Here is a 17,463-nt window from a genome sequence, read left to right as displayed (position 1 = left end):
TGAAATTTCAAATTTTAAAAAATAGTCAAACATGAAAAATGCTCGTCTTAAAGCAATTTATAATGAAACTTTTTCAGGTTTAAAACTTTTTTACAGAGACACAAATCTTACTGAAGATATAATTTCAAATTATAAAGTTGGACAAATAATTCAAGAAAAAGGCTTTACTGATATGTCTTCAATGGGCGGAGGTCTTTTGGGAAACACCAGATATTTAATTGCAAGTGCCCACGCAAAAGATTTATCAAAATTTAATCCTGATTCAGCAAAAAATGGTCACTTTCTTTTAGACACAATTGCTTATTTTAAAGTGTTGGATATTCAGAAAATCGATAACAAAACACAGGTTTTCCTTTTAAACATTCCTGATAATTCATTAACACTTCTTAAAAATTCAACTTCAAACTTAGAAGAAGAAATTATAGAAAAAGCAAGAAAGAAATTTAATGATAAAATTAATCTGCCTTTAGTGCCGGAATTACAAACAGAAAACTGGAAAGAAAGAACCAAATCCCCTATTGGAATAGATGAAAATGGCAAACTGTTTTTTGATGATTCTAAAATTAAAATAGAAGAATTAAAAAAAATAGAGATCGATATGACCAGAAAAACAATTGAGGTAAATAAAAAACCGTGGTGGAAGATTTGGTAATAAAAATTAATTATTTCTTATTTTAAATGCATCTTTCTAAATGCTGTTGGATTCATTCCTTTGTATTTTCTAAAAACTTTATTGAGGTGACTTTCATCGGAAAAACTCAATTCATCTGCAATTTCATTAATTCGCATATCGCTGTTCAAAAGCCTCGCTTCAATTAATCTTAACTTATAATTAGAGATATATTCCTGTAATGTCTCTCCGGTTTGTTTCTTAAAATATTTTCCAAGATAATTTGGTGAAATATTAAAACTCTCACTTATTATATTTGCTTTCAGTTTTCGTGGATCATAAATATTTTCCTGAATATAGTGCAATATTTCAAGAACGAGTTCTCCGGTGGTTTCCTTAATGTTTTTAGGAAGCTTTAAAGCAATATTTCTGGCAACAACCGTAATTATGGTATTTACAATTTGCTCGATAATCTTTTGATGATAAATTTGCTGATTACTTTTCTCTGCAATAATACTTTCTATAAGCGATGCAATTAATGGCTTGTCAATATTATTTTTAAGAATACATCCTGGTCGATGACTGGCATTTTGAAGAATATATTCCATTCGCAACACCGTTTCCATTTGTCCGTTTTGAGTATTTGTTTTGATATAATATTCATTAAACCGAAGAAAAAAGAATTTCGTTGGAGTTAGAATTTCAAACGACTGAATATCTTTTGGGGTTACCAGAAAGAGATTTCCTTTTTTGTATTGAAATTTATTATCATTAATAATCTGAATTCCGTTTCCATCGACAACATAAATTAATTCAAAGAAATTGTTTTTCCAGCTTGATTTTGGAAACTGTTCCAATTCTTTAAAATCTACTTCAAAAGGAAGATATAAATTTTTATCTGTCATACTGCTAAAATACAATTTTAGTACCAATAAGTACAATTTTAGGACAAAGCTAACCTCTTAATTTTGTTTCAAATAACATACAAAATACTATCAAATGAAAATACTATTAATTGGAGCAAATGGAACAATTGGCAAAATAATAAAACCTGTTCTGGAGGAAAATCATGAAATTATTTCAGCCGCAAGAAACAGCGGAGATTACAGAGTCGATTTATCAAATACAGATTCAATAGAGAAATTGTTCTTAAAAATCAACAACATAGATGCTTGCATATGTGTTGCAGGTGATTGTTATACGGGAGATTTATTTTCGCTCGACGAAGAAAAAATAAACATTGGTATTAAAAATAAATTATTAGGTCAGGTCAATCTAGTATTAATTGGACAAAAATATTTAAACGATAACGGATCATTTACCCTTACATCTGGCAAAATGGCTGACAAACCTGTAAAAAACAACATTAGCAAAGCAATTGTAAATGGTGGAATTAACAGTTTTGTTCTCGCAACATCTCTTGAATTAGAAAGAGGAATTAGAATAAATGCGATTAGTCCGGGCAAAGTTTCAGATATTCCGATTGAAGATTTAATAAATGCTTATTCTAAAAGTATTGAAACACCAATAAATGGAGAAATTATCAAAGTCAACTATTAAATTTTAAAAATGAGAAACACCGCAATTATATTAATTTTACTTATGACTTTTACTTCGGCAATTGCACAAAAGTCAGCAATACAAACAGAAATTTTAGGTTCATGGACTTTGGTTTCTGTTGAAAACATAAATTCAGACGGAAAAATAAATCTTCCGTACGGATTAAATCCAAAAGGCATTTTATTCTTTGATGAAAAAGGAAATTATGCAATCGAAATATACAAAAATGAGAGAGCTAAGATAATTTCTGACGACAAAAACAAATGCACTCCGGAAGAAAATGCTTCAATTGTTCAGGGAAGCAATTCGCACTTTGGCAAGTATGAGGTTGATGCAGATAATAATGCTATTATTTTTAAAATAACAACAGCATCTTTTCCAAACTGGGAAGGAACGATTCAAAAAAGAGCATACAGTTTTGTAAATAATGAATTAAAATATGTGGTAACGAATACCACACAAGGAGAAAAATCTATTACTGCTGAGGTTGTATGGAAAAAATTATAATAAAATTCATAAATCGTTTTCGTAACTATTTGTTATATAATTGTGAACCGATATTCTATTAAAACTAATTTCAGTATTTTTGTTTTTTATAACCACATTTTCAATTAAACAAAAAAAATGGCTTTAAACACAACAAACCCAACCGGGACTGAAGCGTGGAAAAATCTGCAAAACCACTATAACGCAATTCACGAAACTACGATACAAGAATTGTTTCAACAAGATAATACTCGTGTTGAAAAATTCAATTTACAATGGAATGATTTCTTAGTTGATTATTCTAAAAACAATATTAGTCAGGAAACCATTTCTCTTTTATTGGAATTAGCGAATTCAATTGGATTAAAAGAAGCTATTGCTCAATATTTTGATGGAGAAATCATCAATCAGACAGAAAACAGAGCTGTTTTACACACTGCATTACGTGCTCCTGAATCTGCTGTCATCAAAGTTGATGGAGAAAATGTAATTCCGGAAGTTTATGAAGTAAAAAATAAAATCAAAAAATTTAGCCACGAAGTAATTTCTGGAGAAAGAAAAGGATACACCGGAAAAGCTTTTACAGATGTTGTAAATATTGGCATTGGAGGTTCTGATCTTGGTCCGGTTATGGCAGTTGAGGCTTTACAATTTTACAAAAATCACTTAAATCTTCATTTTGTATCTAATGTAGATGGTGATCATGTTAATGAAATTATCAAAAAATTAGATCCGGAAACAACGCTTTTCCTGATTGTTTCTAAAACTTTTACAACTCAGGAAACTTTATCAAACTCTGAAACTATTAAAGAATGGTTCTTGAAATCTGCTTCTCAGGAAGATATCGCTAAGCATTTTGTGGCGGTTTCTACCAACATTCAAAAAGTAACAGAATTTGGAATTAATCCTGACAATGTTTTCCCGATGTGGGATTGGGTTGGAGGAAGATTCTCTTTATGGAGTGCCGTTGGGTTAAGCATTAGTTTAGCAATTGGTTTTGATAATTATACTGATTTATTATCCGGAGCACATGAAATGGATGAACATTTCAATTCAACAGAATTCGACGAAAACATACCGGTAATTCTTGCTTTATTAAGTGTTTGGTATAATAATTTTTTTGGTGCAGAGAGCGAAGCATTGATACCATATACACAATATTTACAAAAACTGGCTCCTTACTTACAGCAGGCAACTATGGAAAGTAACGGAAAAAGTGTTGGCCGAGATGGAAAACCTGTAAATTATCAAACCGGAACTATTATCTGGGGAGAACCGGGAACAAACTCGCAACATGCCTTTTTTCAATTGATTCATCAGGGAACAAAATTAATCCCAACAGATTTTATTGGATTTGTAAAACCATTATACGGAAACGAAGATCATCATGATAAACTGATGTCTAACTTTTTTGCTCAGACAGAAGCTTTACTTAACGGTAAAACTACTGAGCAAGTTCAGGCAGAATTTGACAAACAAGGACTTCCTGCAGATAAAGCGTCTTATTTATTACCATTTAAAGTTTTTACAGGAAATAAACCAACTAATACAATTTTGATTCAAAAATTGACTCCAAAAAGTTTGGGTTCTTTGATTGCATTATATGAACATAAAATTTTTGTTCAGGGTATTATCTGGAACATTTTTAGCTTTGATCAATGGGGAGTAGAATTAGGAAAACAATTAGCCAACTCCATTTTAGACGAAATTAACACTAAGAAGGTGAAAAATCATGATAGTTCAACTTCATTTTTACTAAATCACTTTTTGAAAAATAAATAGATTGTTATAAAAAAAATTCACAACAAACTGAAACGCCTTAATTTAAAACAAATTAAGGCGTTTTTTCATACAAATAACCCAATAAGCGCCTTTTAAACACTCATTATTGCAAGTTTAGCACTACAAGACTATGCATATCATTATCATTTTAACAAAATACAATAGGTAAAATTCAAAAAAATGTTATTTTATTTAATAAAAAAAGGAATAATCGTTTTAATGTGCAATGGATTAAACAAAACTTATTTTTCTTAACATTTTGATAACACTATCTGATTTAATTGTTATAATTTTGCCAAAAACAATAAACTAATAACAAATGAAGACAATGAAAAATTGGTTACTCACTGGACTATTGTTCATGATAGTTTCAACCGCATTTTCTCAAGGAAAAATTACAGGTATGATTACCGACGGTGTTGGTTCATTACCGGGAGCAAATGTAGTGATCAAAGGATCTACAACTGCTACTTCTACAGATTTTGACGGTAACTTTACTTTGAATGCAACAACAAGTACAGGGGAAATCGTTATTTCTTTTTTAGGTTACGAAAACAAAACTGTAAAATTTTCAGTTTCTGGTGGTTCAACTGCTAATTTAGGAACAATCGTTTTAACTTCTAATTCAAATGAATTAAGCGAAATTGTTGTAAAAAGTACAGTTGTCGATATTGCAAAGGACAGAAAAACTCCTGTAGCAGTTTCTACAATTAAAGCTGCTGAAATTCAGGAAAAATTAGGAACTCAGGAATTTCCGGAGATCTTAAGAAACACTCCTTCAGTATACGTTACTAAATCAGGTGGTGGTTTTGGAGATTCAAGAATCAACATTCGTGGATTCAACCAAAATAACATTGCCGTTATGATTAACGGTATGCCAGTTAACGACATGGAAAATGGTTCTGTTTACTGGAGTAACTGGGCAGGTTTATCAGATGTAACATCTGCTATGCAGGTTCAAAGAGGTTTAGGAGCTTCTAAACTTGCAACTCCATCAGTTGGAGGAACAATTAACATTGTAACTAAATCTTCTGACAAAAAAGAAGGTGGATCATTCTCTTCTGGTTTTGGAAATGGAAGAAACTTCAAAATTCAAGGTTCATACAATACAGGAAAATTAGACAATGGACTTTCTGCTTCTATCTTATTATCTCAAACAATGGGAGATGGTTATGTTGACGGAACTCAATTTGAAGGTTCTAACTATTATGTAGCATTAGGATACGGTACAAAAAGTGGGAAACATGATTTTCAACTTACTGTAACAGGTGCTCCACAATGGCACAACCAAAGATCTACAGTATCTACAATTGCTACTTACCAACAATATGGCCATAATAATGAGCCAAATCTTAGATACAATGCTGATGCAGGATATTTGAATGGTCAAGAATATAACATCAGAAAAAATTACTACCATAAACCTATTGCGTCTTTCAACTGGGATTATAAAATCAACGAGACAACAAAACTTTCTTCTGTTCTTTATGCTTCTATGGGGCGTGGTGCAGGAGCTAGTGCAACTGGAGGAATTAAAGGAAAAGCATACAGCGACGCTATCGCTTTTAGAAGACCTGATGGTTTAGTAGATTATGATAAAATCGTAGCTTATAACTCTGGTCAGCCAGTTACTATTGCAGGTTTAACAGGTCCTCAACAAAGACAAAAAATTGGTGGTGTTTACCAAAACAGCTCTTACTTTAATTCAAGTTCAAATATAGCTGATTACAACCCACAAACAAATACTAATACTACTGGTATCTCACAAACTTCATCTATCAACTCTCATGACTGGTTTGGTGCAGTAATCAACTTAAACAAAAAACTATCTAATACATTAACTTTAGATTTTGGTTTTGACGGAAGAACTTACAAAGGATATCACTATACAGTTTTAAATAACTTGTTAGGTGGAGGTGAGTATTATGACAATTTTATCGCTGATCAAAAACCAGCCGGTAGACATTTAACTACAACTTACGATACAGATGTTCAATGGAATGTTTTCCAAAAGAAAGACTATGAGAAAATTTCTTTCAACAGTACTGGTAATGTAAAATGGTATGGTGTATTTACTCAATTAGAATATGCTAAAGATAACTTAACAGCTTTTGTTCAGGGAGCAGTTTCACAACAAGGTTACAAAAGAGAAGACAATTTTGTATACAAAACAACTGATCCATTATCTTCAACTCCTTACAAAAACATCACTGGTGGAAACGTAAAAGGTGGAGCTAACTATAACATCAACGAGAAAAATAATGTTTATGTTAATGCAGGATACTATTCAAGACAACCGTTCTTTAATTCTATTTATCCGAACAACAGATCTACAGTAAACCCTAACCTTACTAACGAGAAAATCACTGGATTTGAAGCTGGTTACGGATTCCGTTCAAGATTCTTTAATGCTACGGTAAACCTTTACAACACTACCTGGAACGACAGATACTTAAAAGGTAATGCACTTACTGCAACACCAACTATTCCTGCAAACTCAACTTATACAGAATTCGTAGGTCTTAACGAGGTTCACTCTGGATTTGAATTTGAAGGTAGTTCAAATATTACTGAAAGATTAAAAGTTACAGGTATGTTCTCTTACGGAATTTGGGAATACAAAGGTAACGCTACTGTAAATGCTTACAACCAGTCAGACAACACGCCAGTTGCAGGATATACTGCTGCTACTGTATACATGGACAAAGTAAAAGTAGGTGATGCTGCGCAAATGACAGCTTCTTTGGGAGCTTCTTACGAAGTTGTTACAAGAGTAACTGTAGATGCTAATTACAACTATAATGACAAATTATATGCTGGATTAAACCCTGTTAACTTTACATCTGCAACAAATAAAGGAGCTTTAGAATTGCCTTCTTACGGATTAATGGATGCTGGTTTCTCATACAAAATGTTAACTGGTAAAAACAAAGACAAATCTGTAAACTTCAGATTAAACGTAAACAACGTTCTCGACAAAATTTATATTGCTGAGTCTAGAACTAATACTTTTGCTGATGATAATCTTCCTGTAGCTACTGGTCAACCAGCTGGTTCAAAAGGAACTTATGCTTCTAATGGAATGCTTTATAATGGAGTTGCCAATGTAAACCAGGTATTCTTCGGTTTTGGAAGAACTTGGAACTTTACACTACGTTATGATTTCTAATATTTAGAATCTAAATAAATACCAAAAACGGCATTGACTTTTAGTCCAATGCCGTTTTTTTTATACCCTTTTTTGCTATATTTGTTTTAACAAAAAATAAAATTTATGTACTATTTTCTACAAAAATTCCATTCTGGCTGGGCTTATTTAGCACTTTTGCTTTTATTAATTGCAGTTGTAAATGCTGTGATTGGCTTGACTTCAAAAAAAGATTTTACTGGTAAAGATCGCAAAATCGCATTATTTGCCTTAATTGGAACTCATACTCAGTTATTGATTGGAATAATTCTTTATTTTGTTTCTCCTCTTGGAAAAGCAGCATTTGGGCAAATGTCTAATGCCGAATTGAGATTAACTTCATTAGAACATCCATTAATCAACCTTATCGCTATTGCATTGATTACTATTGGATGGTCAAAACATAAAAAATTAATTAATAGCGAAGCTAAATTTAAAACTTTTGCTATTTATTACGGATTAGGATTATTGCTTATATTAAGTAGAATCCCGTGGAATCTATGGTTCTAAAAACCAATTAAAGCCCTAAAACAATAGGGCTTTTTTTATCTCGGCATATTATTTGTACAAACTCCCCAAGTCTGAAAAAAAATAACCCATGAGAAGTAAAAAACACATTATACTTACTACACTTACATTAACTTTTTTAAGCTGTTTTACTTACGTTATAAGTCAAACTAAACCAACCACAGAACCAAAGCCTAAAATTACTCAGGATACAGTAAAAATCATTAAACCTGATATACTTGCTATCCCAACTGATTCTATCTTTACTGATAAAGGTTTAAAGTTAAAACCCTATAAAAAGAACGCTCACGCCTCATATTATGCTGACCGATTTAACGGAAAAAAAACAGCCAGCGGAGCCAGATTCAACAACAGTAAATATACCGCAGCACATAAAAAATTACCGTTTGGTACCAGAATAAAAGTAACAAATGAAGCTAACGGAAAATTTGTTATAGTAAAAGTCACTGATCGTGGACCTTTTGTAAAAACAAGAGAATTAGATTTATCTAAAAGGGCCTTTATGGAAATCACCAAAAATAAAGGTGCCGGTGCCATGAAAGTTACAATTGAAACTATAGTAGAATAAAAAAGTCCCGTAATACGGGACTTTTTTGTTTTAAACAAATTTTCTAATACTCATGATTACACCCGTATGAAGTCCTTCATGATAATTATTAAATTCCAAAGCTCCGTTTACGTCTCTAATTGTATTGCCTAAGCTGGTTGTATACTCCTGAAAATTTACAAATAAAGCATCACTAAAGTCTTGTTTTGTCTGTTGCAAAGTCGTAGATAGTAACACTTTAATTTCATCTACCTCTTCTTGTGAAACATCGCCTTCGGGTTTTGCTCCTTTCGAATATTTTACTATAAATTCTTTAGAAACCATTGTTGGTAAACCTGATAATTTATAAACTAAAGCTTGTTGAACTGCAACACAATGTGCCGCATTCCAAATAATATTATTATTAAAGCCCTGAGGAATTTTGTTTAGCTGTTCTAATGAATAATTATCTAAGATCTTCACAAGAACTTCTCTAATGGTTTTCTGTACTTCAAAAACTGAATTCATAATTTTATTTTTTTCTAAAATTAGGCATTTTTCAGTTTTAAATGAATTTTCTTTGTATTCACTTAAATTTAAAAATCATGAACAAAATATATTACTTAGCTTCTTGCGATACCTGTCGAAAAATTATCAAAAGTCTGCCTAAAGAAAACAATCTGGTTTTTCACGATATCAAACAAAATCCAATAACTGAAGCAGAACTTGAAGAAATGTACCAACTTGCAGGAAGCTACGAAGCTTTGTTTAGCAAAAAAGCACAGTTATACAAATCGATGGATCTAAAAAACAAGTCTTTGACTGAAGCTGATTATAAAAAATACATTTTGGAGCATTACACTTTTATAAGCCGTCCGGTTTTTATTATTGACGAGAAAATTTATATTGGTAATACTCAACCTGTAACCTTGCAGGTTCAGAAAGCTTTAGAAAAATAAAAAGTTAGCCACGAATTTTCACGAATTACTTGTTGAGCTTAAAAGCTGCCACAGATTAAAAAGATTCTCACAGATTGGTAAAATCTATAAAATCATTTTAATCTGTAGCAAAAAAACTTTAAGTTGTTCAGCATAAAACAGATTAGTTATTTACACCCCAAGACTGCAAAGTTTTATTTATCTTTGCGCCTTTATACTCAATTATATGATACAATCTATGACAGGGTTTGGCAAAGCTTCTTTGCAATTGCCTACAAAAAAAATTACCGTTGAAGTAAAATCCTTAAATAGTAAAGGTTTAGATCTAAACGTGAGAATGCCGTCGCTTTATCGCGAAATGGAATTAGGTCTGAGAACTCAAATCTCTACAAAATTAGAAAGAGGAAAAATTGATTTCGGGATTTACATCGAAAGCACTTCTGAACAAACTTCAACTAAAGTAAATGTTCCTGTTGTAAAAAATTACATCGCTCAGCTTAGAGAAGTTTATCCTGATGCCGATGAAACTGAATTAATGAAAATGGCAGTTCGTATGCCTGACACATTAAAAACGGAGCGTGAGGAAATCGACGAAAATGACTGGGAACAAATTCAGGTGATCATTGAGGAAGCTTTACAAAATATCCTGACTTTTAGAAAAGACGAGGGTGAATCTCTTGAAAAAGAATTTAACTTAAGAATTGGTAATATTCGCCAATATATGAACGATGCTTTGGCTCTTGATCCGGAACGCGTTCAGGCTATTAAAGATCGTTTGCAAACGGCAATATCTGAGTTGAAAGTGAATGTTGATGAAAATCGTTTCGAACAGGAATTGATTTATTATTTAGAGAAACTGGATATTACTGAGGAGAAAGTTCGTTTAACGAATCATTTAGATTATTTCCTGGAAACCATAAAAGGTACAGAAGCGAATGGTCGTAAATTAGGTTTTATTACTCAGGAAATGGGTCGCGAGATCAATACAATGGGTTCAAAATCGAATCACGCTCAAATGCAGAAATTAGTCGTGATGATGAAAGATGAATTGGAAAAGATTAAAGAACAGGTTTTAAATGTTTTGTAAAAACGCTGTAAGCTTTAAGCTATAGGCAATAAGCTAAAAACGAAATCAAATTAAAGCCCAAGGCCTAAAGCCTAAAGCTTAAAGCATAACAATAATGAATAAAGGAAAATTAATTGTTTTCTCAGCACCTTCGGGATCAGGAAAAACAACTATAGTAAGACATTTACTTGGGAAAGAGGATTTAAATTTAGAATTTTCGATCTCAGCGGCTTCACGCGACCCACGCGGAGAAGAAGAACACGGAAAAGATTATTATTTTATTTCGTTAGAAGAATTCAAAAAACACATTAAAGCCGAAAATTTCCTGGAATGGGAAGAAGTATATCGCGATAATTTTTACGGTACTTTAAAAGCTGAAATCGAGCGTATATGGGCTTTAGGAAAAAATGTGATTTTTGATATCGATGTTGCAGGCGGATTACGTATCAAACATAAATTCCCGGATCAGACTTTGGCTGTTTTTGTAAAACCACCAAGCGTAGATGAATTAAAGCGCCGACTAAAAGAGCGCTCTACTGAAAGTGATGACAAAATCAATATGCGAATTGCAAAAGCTTCTGTAGAGTTGGCAACTGCCCCTCAGTTTGATACGATTATAAAAAATTACGATTTAGATACTGCTAAAGAAGAAGCTTATCAATTGGTAAAAGCTTTTGTAAATAAAGACTAGAAACTTTATAAATCAATACTTTTTTAGAAAAACAGCCGTTAGCTTTTGATGTAACGCTATTAATTTTTTGTATTATGATTAATTTATTTGAAATAAAAAGAAACGAGAACTACCTGAGCATTATTATTCTTGTAATTAGAATATCAATTGCAACATTAATGATTTCTCATGGCTTATCTAAATTGAATATGCTTATATCTGGAGGTCCAATTGAATTTCCTGACCCGCTTGGAGTAGGAAAAACGGCTTCTTTAAGTCTTGCTGTTTTTGCAGAAATAATATGTTCATTTTTACTTTTCATTGGTTTAGCAACCAGATTGGCAACTTTACCTTTAATAATTACAATGCTTGTCGCTGTATTTATTATACATGGAGCTGACCCAATCGATGTTAAAGAAATGGCAATATTATATCTTTTATTTTATTTGCTTGTGCTTGTTACCGGAGGCGGCAAATTTTCTGTTGATTATTTGATTTCAAAGAAAAATCGTTTTTAAAAACTATTTTTTAATATTACAGAATAATTCAGAAGTAGAAATATTGGTATAATGATTACTATTTGAATTATGAAAAACACTCTTTTATGAAGATAGGCCTTTATTTCGGAACGTATAATCCCATTCATGTTGGCCACTTAATTATTGCCAATCATATGGCTGAGTTTGCCGACTTAGATCAAATTTGGATGGTAGTTACGCCACATAATCCGTTAAAAAAGAAGGCAACCCTGCTTGACGATCATCAACGTTTGCAAATGGTTTATCTGGCTACTGAAGATTATGCTAAAATTAAGCCTTCGGATATCGAATTCAAATTACCTCAGCCTAATTATACGGTAAATACTTTGGTTCATTTGCATGAAAAGTATCCCACTCATGATTTTTCATTAATCATGGGCGAAGACAATCTGAAGACGCTTCATAAATGGAAAAACTACGAAGTGATTCTGGATCACTATGATATTTATGTATATCCTCGTATTTCTGAAGAAGAAGAAAATATTGAATTAAAATCACATCCAAAAGTGCATGTTATCGATGCTCCAATTGTAGAAATTTCTTCTACTTTTATTAGAAACAGCATTAAAGAAGGAAAAAATATCCAACCATTATTGCCTCCAAAAGTTTGGGAATATATTGATCACAATAATTTTTATAAAAAATAAAAAAAACAATATTGTCATTTTGACCGAAGGGAGAAATCACAAGTAATTCGACAAAGATTGACGATTTTGATTTTAGAGTTTCTGGTGTGATTTCTCCCTTCGGTCGAAATGACAAACAAAAAAGTAAAAAAAAGCCTGAATTTAAAAATTCAGGCTTTCGTTTTTTAATATAATTTATTTCAGAAACAGCTCCAGCGGAGCTAAATATTTATAGAAAACAATTTACAAACATTTTAAAGCTCTAGCGGAGCGACATATATCACCCCGATGGGACTTTTGAAATAGAATACTTAAATGCTACAAATATATCGTCCCTCTGGAACTTACATCAATTCAACTGATAGTTGAATTGTTATGCTTCAACATTAATATCACTTTTAACTCGGGATCTGATATCCGTCAAAGACAGATCTACTAAAAGCTTTCCATCTCTGAAAACTTCTTTCAATTCACCTTGTTTTTCTTCTTCCCATGAAACATTATCGGTTAAATGATAAACACCGTCTATTAAGTCGATTTTCATTAATCCTTTAGCAGATTTTTTAGTTCCGTCATCTGTAACAGGATCTTTAAAAATGGCTCTTCCTTCGCCGTCTACTTCTCCGTAAGTTGCTTTCATGGCAAAACCAAAAGTATCTCTGGTATTGTATTGATATGTAAAAGAACCAATTCCTAAAACCACATTGGTAGAAGCAAATCCTTTTTCTTTTAATCTTTCGCAAATTTGGGTCGCTCTTGCCACGGTAATACTATCACCGTAAATAGCCCCAATTTGAGGAACAAGCTCTTTATATCCTTTTGCATTTGTTGTGCCTCCAAAAACATCCAAAAGCAGCTCAATTACGCCTTTCTTTTCTTCTTGTGTTTTTCCATTTGGATTTCCGCAGATAATATCAACCGGATCACCACTATCAGGACGAATTACAACTTTACCTTCTCTGGCAACAATATCTTCTTTTAAACGAGGCAAATAATCGGTTAGAACTTTCCATAAATCCCAGGTATCAGAAACGATAGATACAATTCCTTTTGGATAAACTTCAGTAACTAATCTTTTGAATGTTTCACATTCTCCTTCGGTAGTTCCCATACACATTACAGAATGTTCTGTTGCGGCAACTGATCCTGCAATTAATTCAGTATCAGAATTCGCGTTGTAATAATCTTCGAAGAAATCAATTACCGGAATGGTATCTGAACCTGTAAAACTCAACAAATGTCCTGCAGCAGAAGTTATTGCTGCTTCGATTCCGCCCATTCCTCTCATCGAAAAATCATGTGCTTGCCAATCTACAAATTCAGGAACAGAAGAGGTTTCATCTGCATATTTGTCTAATACTTTTCTATATTCTCTTGCAAGTGTAGCAGAATTACAAGGCAACCAAACTACAGCAGAAAGTAACGTTTCGAAATAATTTGTTAACCAGAAAAATTCCGGAATCGTATTATACATTGTAAACATTGGCACTCTCAAAGGTACGCTTGCTCCTTCTGGCAAGGCTTTAAAAACCATTGGAATATATCCTAAATCATGCAGATCTTCGATATGTTTTGTTCCAACTTGGTTTTCACCTAAATAATTATTGATTCTTCGTGCATATTTTCTAACTACTTCTTCTTTTGGTTTTTTAAAAAAGTCAGCGTCAAAATCATGAATAATATATTTTTTGATGAAATATTGCAATCCAAAAAATACAACCTCATCAAGACCTTCAATTCTTGATTTTCGTGGTGTCCAGTTGGAATATACTAATGTGGTTTTATCCGGGTATTGTCTTCTGTGGTCAACTTTGTAACCGTCTGTTAATAATAATGGGTTCATATACTTTAATTTATATTTTTTGATAATCGTTCTGCTAATTCTTTTATATCATTGGCTCTAACCAAATTTTCAATCCATTTTTCAGGAATACCTTCAATCCCGTAATAAATACCTGCCAAACCTCCGGCAATAGCGGCAGTTGTATCTGTATCTCCTCCTAAATTAACCGCTTTTAAAACTGTTTCTTCGTATGTTTCGGAGTTTATAAAACACCAAAAACTAGCTTCCAGACTATGCAAAACATAACCTGATGATCCAATTTCGTTTTCAGGGTACTTAGAGATATCATTATTTAAAATTCTGTCAAATAAATGAATTTCATTTGGATTATACTCTTTGTCTTTCAAAAATTCTGCGAGAATATTTTGTGTTGCTGTGTATGCTTCTTTTTTATTTTTCTCTTTTAAAATTTCCAAACAAAAAATAACATAGACAAAACAAGCAAATACTGAACGAAAATGAGCATGAGTAATAGAGGAAACTGCTTTTACTTTTTTATAAACAACTTCGATATCTCTTTCATTTTGAAGGTAAAAAACTAAAGGTAAGATTCTCATCAAAGACCCATTCCCGTTATCTTCCTCAAAAAAATTACCTGAATCTCTGGCCGAATCACCTTTTACAATTCTGGCTAAGGAATGCTTTGTAGTTCCTCCTATATCAAATACTTTGTAATGTGCTCCCCAATATCCTTCCTGCATCCATTTTACAAAAGTTATCGCCATATCTTCGATATCAAAACCTTTGCATAAACTTTCGGCAGTACAAAAAGCCAATGAACTATCGTCACTAAAAGTTCCCGGTGGCTGATTCCAACTCATATAGCCCATCATATCAGTAACTGGGTTTTCTTTTAAAGAAATTCTTGATTTAAACTCAACCGGAACTCCTAAAGCATCACCAATTGCTACACCAAATAAACCTGATTCTATTTTGTTTTTCATCTCTATTTATTTCTTCCTTTTTCTGCTGGATAAAAAGATTGTACGACATCACTTTGCCAAAATGCTTTGGTTTCGATATCAATACAAGTTAATTTTCCATAAAAACCTGCGCCGGTATCAATATTCCAGACATTGCAGCCCTGCATTGGAATTTCAACATTATAATGAAGTGTTGGCGTATGACCAATATAAATTTCATTAAAAAGCAATAATCTTTTTGGGTAAGAAAGCGAATCTTTCCGGATTCTTTTATCCATTGTTAAAGCCATTTCCCACAAAGTTCTGTCCCAGGAATAATTTGTTTTATAATGTTCTTTCTCTGGACCGTGCATCGATGAAAAACCAGCGTGAATAAACAAATTATTATTTTCGTCTACAAAGTAATCTTTCATTGTGTTGAAAAAATGACGATGTTTTTCTTTTTCTGAAAGATCGATATCGGCATAACTTCCCATCGTCGATTTTCCTCCGTGTAAAAACCAAACATCGTTTATTACATCATTCTCTAACCATTCCTGACACCAGGCATCATGATTTCCTTTTATAAAAACACATTCCTGTTTCTGGGATAAATCAATAAGAAAATCAATTAATTGTTTTGATTCGCTCCAACCGTCAACATAATCTCCAAGAAAAATAAATCGGTCATTTTCTGAATAATCGATTCTTTCTAACAACTGAATTAAGGCTTTTAATCCGCCGTGAATGTCTCCAAAAACTAAAGTTCTTTTCATAAATTTATGTCGTCTTTAAGTTTATACATAATATCACTTCTTAAAACATACTTTATTCCTGAAATCAAAGCTGCTCCTTCATGACGTTGACTATGTTCAAAAATAAGCGCTGTTCCGGTTTTGGGCATAATAATTTCACCCGAAGCAAATTTTGTTTCTCCACCTTCATAACTATCATTCAAATAAATGAGAAATGTATAATAACTATATTCAGATTCACTGCGTTTATAACTTCCGTCACGGTGCATTTTAAAACGTTGACCAGGGTTATACTTGTAAAACCTGAACATCTCATTTAATCCTATAGCTACACTGTTTCCTACTTCAGACTTAACATGAGGCTGCAATTTTTTCCATAAAAAAGATGCATAGTCATCGTCTTGATACATTATACGTTCATTATTACGTACCATTTTCATCATTGTTTGTGCTCCGTCAATATTTATTTCTGCTTCCTGAAAACCGACTTGTTCGCTTTTTTCTATCAACTTATTACACTCATCAATCGTAAGAAAATTATTGATTGTATAAATTTCCGTTGCTTCATTAATAATGGTTACCATAATTATACATTTGAATTAAATAAACTTATTATCTAGCTCAACATCTAATTTTACCAGAAAATCTTTCCCGAATTTATCATTCTCTAAACCTTCATACAAAAATGTTGGCAGCAATTTATCACAGTTTTCTTTGTGACTTAAAATTGCCATACACAAAGCAGCAACAGTATCTGTATCTCCGCCATAACCTATACTTGTTTTTAGGCAATCGCTCATAGAAGTAGCTTCAGAAACTATTTTAATAACAGATTGTGTGGTTGGATATCCGTGCATATCGATTGGAGACGTGATCTTGTATGTTTCATTCTCTTTTAAAGTTTCATTTAAAAATGGGATCAAAGTCGATCCGTCTCCTAAATTATATTTAAAATAATGAACCGCCAAAGCGATACGTTTCGCACAACTAATCCCTTCGATTGTATGATGAGAAGTCTTTGCCTGAATTTCGCAAAACTCCATCAATTGCTCTATATTTTTTAGATAACCAATAGAATACGCTCGCATTGCAGAACCGTTTCCGTTACTGCCATTATCGATTATTTTAATAAAATCAGATCCATTGGCACTGGCGTCTAAAGCATTGTAAACTCTGTCTGAATACCCGCGTCTTTTATCTCTGTGAAATACTTCGACAAATTTATCTGCAACTTTAACCTCGTTCCAATTATCATCTTCTAACAGCAATTCCGAAATTGCAATTGCCATTTGAGTGTCATCTGTATATCTTTTATAAATTTCAGTATAAAGTCCGTGTTTATGATACTCAGTCAAATTGTTGTTTTGAGTAATAAAATCTAAATCACGAAATTCAAAACCTGCACCGTATGCATCGCCTATTGCTGCTTCTAGTATCATAATCAG

At 32.5% G+C, this 17,463-nt stretch carries 19 protein-coding genes; 12 read left to right on the top strand and 7 right to left on the bottom strand.

The window, feature by feature from the left end; all coding sequences use genetic code 11:
• Positions 1–31 precede the first annotated feature (31 nt).
• Positions 32–652: a hypothetical protein gene (locus tag BXU01_RS06985; protein WP_083692514.1), complete on the top strand. Its 621-nt coding sequence runs from the start codon at positions 32–34 to the stop codon at positions 650–652.
• Between the two features lie 17 nt (positions 653–669).
• Here the strand turns inward: BXU01_RS06985 and BXU01_RS06980 are convergent, their stop codons facing one another.
• Positions 670–1,515 (bottom strand): AraC family transcriptional regulator, encoded by an 846-nt coding sequence (locus BXU01_RS06980; protein WP_083692513.1) that lies wholly within the window; start codon positions 1,513–1,515, stop codon positions 670–672.
• A gap of 94 nt (positions 1,516–1,609) precedes the next feature.
• Between BXU01_RS06980 and BXU01_RS06975 the strand changes: the two genes are divergently transcribed.
• The 6 genes from BXU01_RS06975 to BXU01_RS06950 all read left to right on the top strand — a co-directional run bounded on the left by BXU01_RS06975 (position 1,610) and on the right by BXU01_RS06950 (position 8,721).
• Positions 1,610–2,170, top strand: a complete 561-nt coding sequence (locus BXU01_RS06975) for a short chain dehydrogenase (protein WP_083692512.1) — start codon at positions 1,610–1,612, stop codon at positions 2,168–2,170.
• A gap of 9 nt (positions 2,171–2,179) precedes the next feature.
• Positions 2,180–2,677, top strand: coding sequence for a lipocalin-like domain-containing protein (locus BXU01_RS06970; RefSeq protein ID WP_083692511.1), 498 nt, complete (start codon positions 2,180–2,182; stop codon positions 2,675–2,677).
• A gap of 117 nt (positions 2,678–2,794) precedes the next feature.
• Positions 2,795–4,438: a glucose-6-phosphate isomerase gene (pgi, locus tag BXU01_RS06965; RefSeq protein WP_083692510.1), complete on the top strand. Its 1,644-nt coding sequence runs from the start codon at positions 2,795–2,797 to the stop codon at positions 4,436–4,438.
• A gap of 319 nt (positions 4,439–4,757) precedes the next feature.
• Complete coding sequence (locus BXU01_RS06960; protein WP_083692509.1) at positions 4,758–7,607, top strand: TonB-dependent receptor domain-containing protein; 2,850 nt, start codon at positions 4,758–4,760, stop codon at positions 7,605–7,607.
• Positions 7,608–7,712: 105 nt separating this feature from the next.
• Positions 7,713–8,135 (top strand): hypothetical protein, encoded by a 423-nt coding sequence (locus BXU01_RS06955; RefSeq protein ID WP_083692508.1) that lies wholly within the window; start codon positions 7,713–7,715, stop codon positions 8,133–8,135.
• 88 nt (positions 8,136–8,223) lie between these two features.
• The gene (locus BXU01_RS06950) at positions 8,224–8,721 is read left to right on the top strand and encodes a septal ring lytic transglycosylase RlpA family protein (protein WP_083692507.1); all 498 of its coding nucleotides are present in this window, start codon (positions 8,224–8,226) and stop codon (positions 8,719–8,721) included.
• Positions 8,722–8,751: 30 nt separating this feature from the next.
• On the opposite strand, the gene BXU01_RS06945 is transcribed toward BXU01_RS06950, so the two are convergent.
• Entirely contained in the window at positions 8,752–9,207 is a 456-nt protein-coding gene (locus BXU01_RS06945) for a DinB family protein (RefSeq protein ID WP_083692506.1), read from the bottom strand.
• A gap of 77 nt (positions 9,208–9,284) precedes the next feature.
• Between BXU01_RS06945 and BXU01_RS06940 the strand changes: the two genes are divergently transcribed.
• The 5 genes from BXU01_RS06940 (at position 9,285) to nadD (ending at position 12,539) form a co-directional block, all read left to right on the top strand.
• On the top strand, positions 9,285–9,638 hold the full coding sequence (locus tag BXU01_RS06940) for an arsenate reductase family protein (RefSeq protein WP_083692505.1): 354 nt from the start codon (positions 9,285–9,287) through the stop codon (positions 9,636–9,638).
• Between the two features lie 205 nt (positions 9,639–9,843).
• Positions 9,844–10,704, top strand: a complete 861-nt coding sequence (locus BXU01_RS06935) for a YicC/YloC family endoribonuclease (protein WP_055094035.1) — start codon at positions 9,844–9,846, stop codon at positions 10,702–10,704.
• Positions 10,705–10,798: 94 nt separating this feature from the next.
• Entirely contained in the window at positions 10,799–11,374 is a 576-nt protein-coding gene (gene gmk, locus BXU01_RS06930) for a guanylate kinase (RefSeq protein WP_055094037.1), read from the top strand.
• Between the two features lie 74 nt (positions 11,375–11,448).
• Positions 11,449–11,871 (top strand): DoxX family protein, encoded by a 423-nt coding sequence (locus BXU01_RS06925; RefSeq protein WP_083692504.1) that lies wholly within the window; start codon positions 11,449–11,451, stop codon positions 11,869–11,871.
• 86 nt (positions 11,872–11,957) lie between these two features.
• Positions 11,958–12,539 (top strand): nicotinate (nicotinamide) nucleotide adenylyltransferase, encoded by a 582-nt coding sequence (nadD, locus tag BXU01_RS06920; protein WP_083692503.1) that lies wholly within the window; start codon positions 11,958–11,960, stop codon positions 12,537–12,539.
• Between the two features lie 352 nt (positions 12,540–12,891).
• Here nadD and BXU01_RS06915 read toward each other — a convergent pair whose 3' ends face one another.
• Genes BXU01_RS06915 through BXU01_RS06895 form a run of 5 tightly spaced genes read right to left on the bottom strand, consistent with a single transcriptional unit; the run spans position 12,892 to position 17,457 of the window.
• Complete coding sequence (locus BXU01_RS06915) at positions 12,892–14,361, bottom strand: nicotinate phosphoribosyltransferase (RefSeq protein ID WP_083692502.1); 1,470 nt, start codon at positions 14,359–14,361, stop codon at positions 12,892–12,894.
• Positions 14,362–14,366: 5 nt separating this feature from the next.
• Positions 14,367–15,305 carry an ADP-ribosylglycohydrolase family protein gene (locus BXU01_RS06910; RefSeq protein WP_083692501.1) on the bottom strand — a complete coding sequence of 313 codons (939 nt, stop codon included), beginning with the start codon at positions 15,303–15,305 and terminating at the stop codon, positions 14,367–14,369.
• Positions 15,306–15,307: 2 nt separating this feature from the next.
• On the bottom strand, positions 15,308–16,039 hold the full coding sequence (locus tag BXU01_RS06905) for a metallophosphoesterase family protein (protein WP_083692500.1): 732 nt from the start codon (positions 16,037–16,039) through the stop codon (positions 15,308–15,310).
• Positions 16,036–16,602, bottom strand: a complete 567-nt coding sequence (locus BXU01_RS06900) for a 2OG-Fe(II) oxygenase (RefSeq protein ID WP_083692499.1) — start codon at positions 16,600–16,602, stop codon at positions 16,036–16,038. The genes BXU01_RS06905 and BXU01_RS06900 overlap by 4 nt, the downstream gene beginning before the upstream one ends.
• 15 nt (positions 16,603–16,617) lie before the next feature.
• Positions 16,618–17,457, bottom strand: coding sequence for an ADP-ribosylglycohydrolase family protein (locus tag BXU01_RS06895; RefSeq protein ID WP_083692498.1), 840 nt, complete (start codon positions 17,455–17,457; stop codon positions 16,618–16,620).
• Positions 17,458–17,463: the final 6 nt, after the last annotated feature.

It is taken from the genome of [Flexibacter] sp. ATCC 35103 (genome assembly GCF_001975985.1).
GTDB lineage: Bacteria > Bacteroidota > Bacteroidia > Flavobacteriales > Flavobacteriaceae > Flavobacterium.
The sequence above is the reverse complement of the archived record's forward strand: the minus strand, read 5'-3'. Positions and strand labels throughout refer to the sequence as shown.